Below are 9,529 nucleotides of genomic sequence, written 5' to 3' on the forward strand. Positions count from 1 at the left end.
GCATTCGAATTGAGCAAAGGGGGCAGGGGCGCCCCAAAGCCCAAACAAACCCGTAAAATAAATCTGTCCCCTTTTTTGGTCCCCTTTTTTCGTTGCAGTTTATCGCTTAACGAGGTGTCCACTGGAGCGGGGCAAGATCAATGGTGTTGTGGTCAACAAAAAATGGACACTGGTTTAGTACCCGCGCAGCGTGGTGGGCTGGGCGATGGGGGGACGCATGACCGCAGGTCTCGTCTGTGACGCACTGCGTATGCACTTAACGCAGGCAGTTCGAGTAGAATGCGTCGCGGCTAATCAGCGCTGTCGATGAAAGAAGTAGTGGGCGCTATGGTGTGCGGGCTGTTCGCTATGTGTCAAGGTGTTAAGTATGCAACTAACTGTTTTTATTTTAGCGGCTGAGAGCGGGGCTAAGCACGAGCGTTGGGCTAATTATATGGAAACGCCCAAGCAATTTATTAACGTGCGGGGTGAAGCGCTTATTGGTCGGACGGTGCGCTTGTGCCAAGAGCACGGCGAACACGCGACCTATATCTTGACTCTGGGAGCTCTTTTTGATGCGTTACCTGTTAATAAGTTGGTGCCTACCTGTTTTGCTACTAAAGCGCACAGTGTTCTTAGTGTTTTGAATGCATGGCAGGGCGGCGATTTGGTAGTGCTTTATAGTGATGTTTATTACTCTGATGCTGTCTTTGGGCGAGTGATGAATACAGCAGGAACGCATTTTTTTGGCCGCAGCGGGCGTAGTGCTTTTACTTTTAAGAACTATGGTGAATTGTTTGCTGTACGTATTGCGTGGCACGACAAAGCACGTTTTTCTGATGTGCTAAACCAGTGCGTGGCTGACTACGAGTGCACTGGCCAGCAAAGTTTTTGGGCGCTATATCGCAGGATGGCGGGCCTGCCCAATGATGGCCACTACGTTGAAAGTACGCTGTTCATAGAAGTTCATGACGAAACAGACGATATCGACTTTCCGCACGACGTGCAGCGCGTGACCGAGGCGGTAGAGAAACGAGTCGACTGGCGAATGCGTTTTTTGGCAAGGCGATTGAGCCTCTGGAACAAGCGGCGTCGTGATCGCTTTCGAGCGCTTAGGCGCTCGCCTTGATGAGCTAGCCCTGTAGGGCGGGTCATTTGACCCGCGCGGGCTTTGCTCTCGATATGGACTGGGTGTGGATGTTGTGGCGTATAACATGGCTTTTGCGTGGGTTTAACCATCGCTTGGCGGGTTACGCCTTCGGCTAACCCGCCCTACGTTTTGCGTTGGCTTGGTGTTGGCGTGATGCTTTGACGGTTAATGGCTTTTAACGCTTCTTCGGGGGCGCGGAATCATTGAGCCATAACAGATCGCTTTCGGGATTCGATAGCAATGACCTTGGGACGATCAGTAAGCTATCGAGGCTCTAGCCGGCCAGTGGTTAAAAATAAACCACTCCGACCCCTGTAGCCCCTCTCTCTAGTCACGCCAATCCCGCCGACATAAAAAAACCGCCACGAGGGCGGTTTTTTTGGGTTTGGTCGGAGTGACTGGAATCGAACCAGCGACCTTCTCGTCCCGAACGAGACGCGCTACCAGGCTGCGCTACACTCCGTTTGTGCTCGGGCATTTTACTGAAAAAGTTTTTGCACACAAGGGCTTAGGTTTAAATTTTTAGTTGTGTGGCGGCGCGCTTTTGCGGTTTTGGCGGTAGTCGCCAGGCGTTTGTCCGGTCCAGGTTTTGAAGCTGCGGTGGAAAGAGCGTGGCTCGCTAAAACCTAGGTATTGGGCGATGTCTTGGATCGCCAAGTCGGTCTGTAACAAGTAATGCTCAGCCAGCTCTTGGCGTAGTTGATCGAGAATGCTTTGGTAGCTGGTATCGGCTTGTTGCAGGTGGCGCTGCAGGGTGCGCACGGTCATGTTGAAGCGCTCGGCGACCTTTTCTTTACGTGGTAGGCCGTCTTTGAGCAATAAGCGCAGGGTGTTTTTTACCCGCACCGGCAGTGGCTCTTCGTCATCCAGTTCGGCCATCAGGCTCAGTGCGTGTTCTTCGAGGGTGCGCAGTAGGTTGGCGTCGGCTTGGCGCATCGGGGCTTGCAGGTATTCATGCGGGATCAGCAAGCCGCTTTTATTTTGCGCAAATAACACGGGGCAACCGAACAAGGCTTCGTAATCGGCGTGATCTGTGCCCTCAGGTTGCGGGTGCTCAAGCCAGACTTCAGCGGGTGAGCGGTGCATGTCGGCAATCCAGCGGGCGTACAGCAGCCACGAGGCCAGTACGTTTTCGACCATGTGGCGGCGCACCAGCGGATGTTGGTGGCGGCATTGCCAGTAGAGAAAAATCGCCTTGTCGTGCGGTTCGATATGGCTGGTGCCCATGTCGCCGACGAGTTTTTCATACGGCGCGATGCGTTCGATAGCTTGGCCGATGGTGGCGCAGTTCATGGTGATGTAGCCGAGCACGCTCCATGAGCCGGGTTGCACAAATTGCGCGCTGTGCAGGCCAAATAAAGGGTCTTGGCCTTGCTCGATCAAGTCGAGAAGAAGTTTTTCGAGCGCTTCACCGCTGATGCGTTGGCTGTTGTCACTGAGTAAGTCGGCATCAATCCCCGCGCGGGCGATAGCGGCTTGGCTGTCGATGCCCAACTGTTCGGCTTGGCGTAGGTACTTATGAACGGCGGGAACCGAGGTGTAGCCCAGTGATTGCATGCGGTTTGGTCTTTTGTCGTTATTCGGCACAGCGGCTGTCGTGATTAGACAGTGACGCCAGCGTTGCGGCGCTTAGTATAAGCATCACTGTTGTTTGACTTGAATGCTTTGCTTAAAGGAGTCGCCATGCGCCGCTGGAATGGTTGGGGAGATGAGGCTAACGATATGCCGTTGCCTGCACACGGGCAGCAGTTTTTGGCGCAGCGCATTGGCGCGGGCCAGCACTTGCCTGATGCGCAGTGGGCGAGTGTGGTTGCCCAAGTGCCGGCGAGCCGTTTGCCGGAGCATCCATTGGTGAACCTTGATGCCGGTGAGCGAGTGCGTCATGCCCGTGGGCAGAGCTTGCCGGATTGGCTGGCGATGCGCGAGGGCGCTTTTGGTGTGTTCCCCGATGGCGTGGCGTATCCCGAGAGCAAAGACGATATCCGTACTGTGTTGGCCTATGCGCAAGCGCATGATGTGATTGTGATTCCTTACGGTGGCGGCACTTCTGTGGCGGGGCATATCAACCCCGATGCGGGTGACAAGCCGGTACTGACGGTGTCGCTGGAGCGCATGGTGCAACTGATTGATCTGGATAAAGACAGTCAGCTCGCCACCTTTGGTCCGGGCGCCAATGGCCCGCAAGTAGAAGCGCAGTTGCGCGCCAAAGGTTACACCTTGGGGCATTTTCCGCAGTCGTGGGAGCTGTCGACCTTGGGTGGCTGGGTAGCCAGTCGCTCCAGTGGCCAGCAATCGCTGCGTTATGGTCGCATTGAGCAATTGTTTGCTGGCGGTACGCTGGAAACCTTTGCCGGGCCTATGGAGATACCGACCATTCCGGCTTCTTCGGCTGGGCCGGACTTGCGTGAAGTGGTGCTCGGCAGTGAGGGGCGCTTCGGGATCATTTCTGAGGTTAAGGTGCGCGTCACGCCCTTGGCCGAGCAAGAAAACTTCTACGCCGTGTTTATGCCGGCGTGGAAGCAAGCGTTGGCCGGTATTCGCGCGTTAACGCAGGCCAGAATCCCGCTGTCGATGCTGCGCTTGTCCAACGCCATCGAAACCGAAACCCAACTGGCCTTGGCTGGGCATCCGCGTGAAATCGGCTTGTTGGAGAAGTACCTCAAGCTGCGCGGTGCGGCTGAAGGTAAGTGCATGCTGATGTTTGGCTTAACGGGCAACCGTACGCAGAATGCGGCGTCGCTGAAGCAGGTCAAGCGTCTGTGTAAACCTTATGGCGGCGTGTTTACCGGCACCTTGCTGGGGCGTAAGTGGGAAGAAAAACGCTTCCGTCTCCCGTATCTGCGCGAAACCTTGTGGCAAGCCGGCTATGTGGTCGACACGCTGGAAACCGCCACCGATTGGAGCAATGTCGATAGCTTGCTCAACACCATGGAAACCAGCCTGCGCGAAGCGCTGCGCGATGAAGGCGAGCAAGTCCACGTCTTTACTCACTTGTCGCACGTGTACGGGCAGGGTTCGAGCATTTACACCTCGTACGTGTTCCGCCCCGGTAGCAGCTACGCGCAAACCTTAGCGCGCTGGAAAAAGCTCAAGTACGCCACCAGCGAGTTGATCGTGAATAACCGTGGCACCATCAGCCATCAGCACGGCGTGGGGGCCGATCACGCCCCTTACCTGCCGGTGGAAAAGGGCCCGCTGGGGATGGCGACGTTGCGCGCCTTGGCCAAGCACTTTGACCCTGATCAGCGCCTGAATCCGGGCAAGTTGTTGCAGGACTAACGCATGTCGAAGCCAGCATGGAATGCCGCGTGGCGCGATCAGACGCTGACGCAGATCGAACAACCCGAGTGGGACCTGATCGTGGTCGGTGGCGGGATCACCGGCGCGGGCATTCTGCGCGAAGCGGCGCGGCGCGGTTGGCGCTGCTTGCTGCTGGAGCAGCGCGACTTTGCTTGGGGTACCTCGAGTCGCTCTTCCAAGATGGTGCACGGTGGTCTGCGTTATGTGGCTAAAGGGCAGCTTGGCTTAACCCGCGACTCGGTGCGCGAGCGTCAGCGCTTGTTGGCCGAGGCGCCGGGTTTGGTCGATCCACTGCCGTTTTTGTTCGCGCATTATCGTGGCGCGTTTCCGGGGCCGGCACTGTTTGGCACCTTGCTGAGTGTGTATGACGCCTTGGCTGGCCAGCGCTTGCATCGATTTCATCCGTCCTCAGCGTTGCCGTACTTGGCCCCGCAGATCAAAACGGCAGGTTTAACCGGGGCCACTGCCTTTCAGGATGCGGTCACCGACGATGCGCGTTTGGTCATGCGTGTGCTGAGTGAGGCGCGTGCCGAAGGCGGCGTCGCCATCAATGCCATGCAGGTCGAGCAATTAACCCGCGAGCAAGGTGCGGTGCGTGGCTTACAGGTGCTTGATCGCGAAACGGGTCGTCACTATCAGCTGCGCAGCAAGGCCGTGGCGTTGGCCACAGGGGCGTGGGCCGATGAGTTACGCGGCAAAGCCAATCGCCGCGAACATATCCGCCCGCTGCGCGGTAGCCACTTAGTGCTGCCAGCCTGGCGCTTGCCGGTGGCGCATGCCTTTAGCTTTATGCACGCGGCAGACAAGCGCCCGGTGTTTGTTTTTCCGTGGGAAGGGGTGACCGTGATTGGCACCACCGACTTGGACCACCAACAGCCGCTGAACCGTGATGCGGCGATCAGCGCGGCCGAGGTGGACTACTTACTGGCCGCCTGTGCGCAGCAGTTCCCCACGGCCAAAGTGGCGGCGGCGGATGTGCTGGCGACATGGGCGGGGGTGCGTCCGGTGGTTAGTGATGATGAGGCGGCCAATAAAAAGCCCTCGGATGAAACCCGCGAGCATGCCTTGTGGGTTGAACCTGGCTGCGTGACGTTAGCCGGCGGCAAGCTGACCACCTTCCGTTTGCTGGCCTTGGAAGTGCTCAACGCGTGCAGCGCCTTTACCGGCAAAGCGGTGAGCGATCACGGCAGCCGCGTGTTTGCCGAGGTGGCGCCGGCAGAGCTGCCTCTGAGCCCGCAAGCGGCGCAGCGTTTACACGGCCGCTATGGGCGTGACACGGCGCAGTTGGCCGCTTGGTTGGCGCAGCATGGCAGCGCCTGCGTGGCGCATACGCAAACGCTGTGGGCTGAGTTGGCTTGGGCCGCTGAGCATGAGTTGGTGCTGCATCTGGATGACTTATTGCTGCGCCGCACGCGCCTCGGTTTGTTGTTGCCGCACGGTGGCCAAGCGTGGCTGCCGGCGATACAGACACTCTGCCAGCCGTTACTGGGCTGGGATGGCGCGCGCTGGGCCAGCGAGCAAGCGGCCTACCTTAAGCTGTGGCACACCAGCTACAGCCTGCCAGAATCCATTCGTGCTTAATTCATTGCCCGCCAGCAAGATGCCGGCTGAGGACCACTATGCAGCGTGATGCCTACCTTTTATCCATCGATAACGGCACGCAAAGTGTGCGCGCCTTGTTGTTTGATGTGGCCGGTAATTTATTGGCCAAGGGCAAAGTGGAAATCGAACCGTATTTCTCCACCGAGCCCAACTGGGCCGAGCAGCATCCGGAGTATTACTGGCAAACCTTGGGCGAGGCCTGTCAGCAGCTGTGGCAAAGCGTTGATATCGATCGCCGCTTAATCAAAGGCGTGGCGCTGACAACCCAGCGTGGCACCTTGATTAACTTGGACGCCGACGGCAAACCACTGCGCCCCGCCACGGTGTGGATGGACCAGCGCCATGCTGAGGTTCAAGGCCGCATTCGTGGGCCGTGGGGCTGGTTGATTCGCTTGGCTGGTTTGACCGACACCATCAACGCTTTTCGTGCCCAAGCACACGCCAATTGGATTGCGCAAAATCAACCGGAGATTTGGCACAAAACCGCCAAATATCTGTTGCTGTCGGGCTACCTCAGTTACCGGCTGACGGGCGAGTACGTGGACTCCGTTGGCTGCTGCGTGGGCTATCTGCCGTTTGACTTTAAACGTCTGGATTGGGCCAAAGACTCAGACTGGAAGTGGCAGGCTTTGCCGGTCAAGCGCAGCCAATTGCCGCGTCTGCATAAGCCCGGTGAAGTGCTGGGCTTAATCAGCGCTGAAGCCAGCGCCCACACCGGCATACCCGAAGGGTTGCCGTTGATTGCCGCGGCGTCGGATAAAGCCTGCGAGGTGATCGGCGCGGGCGGTAGCGAGCCTTCGGTAGGCTGCTTGTCTTATGGCACCACGGCCACCATCAACACCACCACCGCCCGCTATTTAGAAACCATCCCCTTTATGCCGCCATACCCTGCGGCGCTGCCAGATCACTACAACACCGAGGTGATGATCTACCGGGGCTTTTGGATGGTCAGCTGGTTCAAACGCGAATTTGGCTTGCGCGAACAACAAAAGGCGCAGGAGCTGGGGGTGGCGCCCGAGCAGCTGTTCGATACCTTGGTGAACTCGGTGCCGCCAGGTTCGATGGGCTTGATGTTGCAGCCGTATTGGTCGCCGGGCGTGCGCGAGCCGGGGCCGGAGGCCAAAGGCGCGATCATTGGTTTTGGCGATGTGCACACCCGTGCGCATGTCTATCGCGCCATTCTTGAAGGCTTGGCTTACGCGCTACGGCAAGGCAAAGAGAACATTGAAAAACGCTCAGGGGTGAAAATTCGCCGCCTGCGCGTGTCCGGCGGCGGCTCGCAAAGTGATGCGGCGATGCAGCTCACGGCGGATATCTTCGGCATTCCCGCGGAGCGGCCGCATATTTATGAGACGTCCGGTTTAGGCGCGGCCATCGACTGCGCGGTTGGGTTGGGATTGCACCCAGATTACCCCAGTGCGATCAGCGCCATGACGCGGGTTGGTGATGTGTTTCAGCCCAATCCACAAGCCAGCGCGACCTACCAGCGCTTGTATAAAGAGGTATACCTGCGCATGTACAAGCAGCTTAAGCCTTTGTATATGAGCATTCGTGATATCACTGGCTACCCGCGCTAAGCCTTGCGCTAGAGCGGCTTGCTGGCTGAATCAGCAGCGTTCTAGCGGCCATGGCGATTAAAGATTCTGTTTGCGCCGCCGATTTGCACGCTTAATCAAGCTAGCGACTACACTTTGCCTGTAGTGATTGGAGGGTTAAGCATGTCTGGCGTTCTGCATAACGTGGATCAGCGTACACGGCTGGTGGGTGAGAACCGGCTCGAAATCCTCATGTTCCACTTGAGTGGCCGACAGTTGTTCGCCATCAACGTGTTCAAAGTGCAGGAAGTGCTGCAAATGCCCAAGCTCACGCAAATGCCGCAACGGCATCGCTGCGTGGTAGGCGTGGTGCACTTGCGCGGGCACACCATTCCGGTGATCGATTTGTCGCAAGCCATCGGCATGCGGCCGATTCAGCCAGAAGCCAACAGCACCATTATCGTCACCGAATACAACCGCTCAGTGCAGGCGTTCTTGATCGGCGGGGTGGACCGCATCATCAACCTGACGTGGGATACCGTGATGCCGCCACCCGATGGCGCCGGGCGTAATCATTACCTCACCGCCATCACCAAAGTGGAAGACAAGCTGGTCGAAATTATCGACGTGGAAAAAGTATTGGCAGAGATCATGCCCTACAACACCCGCGTTTCAGAGGCGCGCCTGCAAGACCCAACACTGGCCACCGCACATGGTCGAGAGATTTTGTTGGTGGATGACTCCAGCACAGCGTTGATGCAAATGCGCGATACCTTGCGCCAGCTCAATCTGAAAATTCATGCTGTGAGCGATGGCCTGAAAGCATTGCGCTTGCTTAAAGACTGGGCCGATGCCGGCGAAGATGTTCCCAATAAGCTGTTGATGGTGATTACCGACGCGGAAATGCCGGAGATGGATGGTTATCGTCTCACCACAGAAATTCGCAGCGATCCGCGCTTGGCCGACTTGTACGTGGTGTTGCATACCTCGCTGTCTGGCAACTTCAACTTGGCCATGGTGCAGAAGGTCGGCTGCAATGACTTTTTATCCAAATTTCAGCCCGACAAATTGGTTGATGCGGTCAGCAAGCGGTTATCCAGCCTGACCAGCATCGAGTAACGGTGCGGTTATGTTGTTGGATAAAGCCGCGTTGGTCGATTTTTTCGCTCTGTGCACGTTAATCAATAGCGTTTTATTGCTACTGGCAACGCTGTGTTTATGGCGCTGGCGCACGCCCATCGCGCGGTTACACAGCCAGTTATTGGGCGTGCCGCAAGCGGATTTACCGCGTGAGTATTTCCGCTATCTGGGCAACTATAAATTGTTGCTGCTGGTGTTTAATTTGGTGCCATTAGTGGCCTTGAGCTTGACCTAGGGTAAGGGTTAGCCTGCACCCCTAGTAGTCAGTAAAAAGCTACCAAGCTGCAAACAAAAAGCGGCTTGCTGAAAATAGATTGCTTTAGATTTGCTTACTTTAGACCTGAGCGACGACCTGCCCATGCTGCGATACCTCGCTGCCGCCTTGATTGCCCTGTGCTTGTCCACCAATGTGGTGGCGGCTGGGCTGTCGGCTGTGGCTAAGTGCAGCATGCCGGGCAGCTTGCAAGCAGCACAAATGGCGAACCAAAACATGTCTATGCTGCCCGCCAGCCACAGTGCTCATCACGCCGGTATGCAGGCTGGAGAGGCCAGTATGGATTGCTGCCAAGGCGCTGATAGCTCTGTGCAAACGGCGGCCAATGCCGACGAACTTGCCAGCACAGCGGATGATGGCTGCCCGATGGGACTGGATTGCCAGCCGGTGCACAGCGTCTTGCTGACCCAGCTACCCACACTGCACGTCTTCAATAGCCCTCACTGGCTAAACGCCTTTAATGCTGAGCTAAGCAGCGCGCCTGTGGCTGCCTTGCTGCGCCCCCCGCAACACTGATCCTGATTGATTGGCTAAGTCGTCGGTACTGCT

8 protein-coding genes and 1 tRNA gene are annotated in these 9,529 nt (G+C 57.3%); 7 read left to right on the forward strand and 2 right to left on the reverse strand.

From position 1 onward, the window contains the following. Positions 1-367 precede the first annotated feature (367 nt). Positions 368-1,108 (forward strand): glycosyltransferase family protein, encoded by a 741-nt coding sequence (locus MKI83_RS06690; RefSeq protein ID WP_241584291.1) that lies wholly within the window; start codon positions 368-370, stop codon positions 1,106-1,108. 407 nt (positions 1,109-1,515) lie between these two features. On the opposite strand, the gene MKI83_RS06695 is transcribed toward MKI83_RS06690, so the two are convergent. Then, positions 1,516-1,592 (reverse strand) — tRNA-Pro (locus MKI83_RS06695). Between the two features lie 59 nt (positions 1,593-1,651). Next, on the reverse strand, positions 1,652-2,686 hold the full coding sequence (gene gliR, locus MKI83_RS06700) for an AraC family transcriptional regulator GliR (protein ID WP_241584293.1): 1,035 nt from the start codon (positions 2,684-2,686) through the stop codon (positions 1,652-1,654). A 126-nt stretch (positions 2,687-2,812) separates the two neighbouring features. On the opposite strand from gliR, the gene MKI83_RS06705 reads away from it, so the two are divergent. The 6 genes from MKI83_RS06705 (at position 2,813) to MKI83_RS06730 (ending at position 9,496) form a co-directional block, all read left to right on the forward strand. Further along, positions 2,813-4,408 (forward strand): FAD-binding oxidoreductase, encoded by a 1,596-nt coding sequence (locus MKI83_RS06705; protein ID WP_241584295.1) that lies wholly within the window; start codon positions 2,813-2,815, stop codon positions 4,406-4,408. 3 nt (positions 4,409-4,411) lie between these two features. Continuing rightward, a complete protein-coding gene (locus MKI83_RS06710) occupies positions 4,412-6,010 on the forward strand; it encodes a glycerol-3-phosphate dehydrogenase/oxidase (protein WP_241584297.1) in 1,599 nt (532 codons plus the stop codon). 38 nt (positions 6,011-6,048) lie between these two features. Beyond that, positions 6,049-7,608 (forward strand): FGGY-family carbohydrate kinase, encoded by a 1,560-nt coding sequence (locus tag MKI83_RS06715; protein WP_241584300.1) that lies wholly within the window; start codon positions 6,049-6,051, stop codon positions 7,606-7,608. Between the two features lie 141 nt (positions 7,609-7,749). Next, positions 7,750-8,685, forward strand: a complete 936-nt coding sequence (locus MKI83_RS06720; protein WP_241584302.1) for a chemotaxis protein CheV — start codon at positions 7,750-7,752, stop codon at positions 8,683-8,685. Positions 8,686-8,695: 10 nt separating this feature from the next. Continuing rightward, entirely contained in the window at positions 8,696-8,941 is a 246-nt protein-coding gene (locus tag MKI83_RS06725) for a DUF6868 family protein (RefSeq protein ID WP_241584305.1), read from the forward strand. A 123-nt stretch (positions 8,942-9,064) separates the two neighbouring features. Continuing rightward, positions 9,065-9,496 carry a hypothetical protein gene (locus MKI83_RS06730; RefSeq protein WP_241584308.1) on the forward strand — a complete coding sequence of 144 codons (432 nt, stop codon included), beginning with the start codon at positions 9,065-9,067 and terminating at the stop codon, positions 9,494-9,496. The last annotated feature ends 33 nt before the right edge of the window (positions 9,497-9,529 follow it).

Origin of the sequence: Atopomonas sediminilitoris (assembly GCF_022601735.1) — a bacterium.
Lineage (GTDB): Bacteria > Pseudomonadota > Gammaproteobacteria > Pseudomonadales > Pseudomonadaceae > Atopomonas > Atopomonas sediminilitoris.

Excerpts from the sequence above, each read along its gene's own strand:
- MKI83_RS06690 (WP_241584291.1), top strand. The coding sequence starts at position 368 with ATGCAACTAACTGTTTTTATTTTAGCGGCTGAGAGCGGGGCTAAGCAC.
- gliR (WP_241584293.1), bottom strand. The coding sequence starts at position 2,686 with ATGCAATCACTGGGCTACACCTCGGTTCCCGCCGTTCATAAGTACCTA.
- MKI83_RS06705 (WP_241584295.1), top strand. The coding sequence starts at position 2,813 with ATGCGCCGCTGGAATGGTTGGGGAGATGAGGCTAACGATATGCCGTTG.
- MKI83_RS06710 (WP_241584297.1), top strand. The coding sequence starts at position 4,412 with ATGTCGAAGCCAGCATGGAATGCCGCGTGGCGCGATCAGACGCTGACG.
- MKI83_RS06715 (WP_241584300.1), top strand. The coding sequence starts at position 6,049 with ATGCAGCGTGATGCCTACCTTTTATCCATCGATAACGGCACGCAAAGT.
- MKI83_RS06720 (WP_241584302.1), top strand. The coding sequence starts at position 7,750 with ATGTCTGGCGTTCTGCATAACGTGGATCAGCGTACACGGCTGGTGGGT.
- MKI83_RS06725 (WP_241584305.1), top strand. The coding sequence starts at position 8,696 with ATGTTGTTGGATAAAGCCGCGTTGGTCGATTTTTTCGCTCTGTGCACG.
- MKI83_RS06730 (WP_241584308.1), top strand. The coding sequence starts at position 9,065 with ATGCTGCGATACCTCGCTGCCGCCTTGATTGCCCTGTGCTTGTCCACC.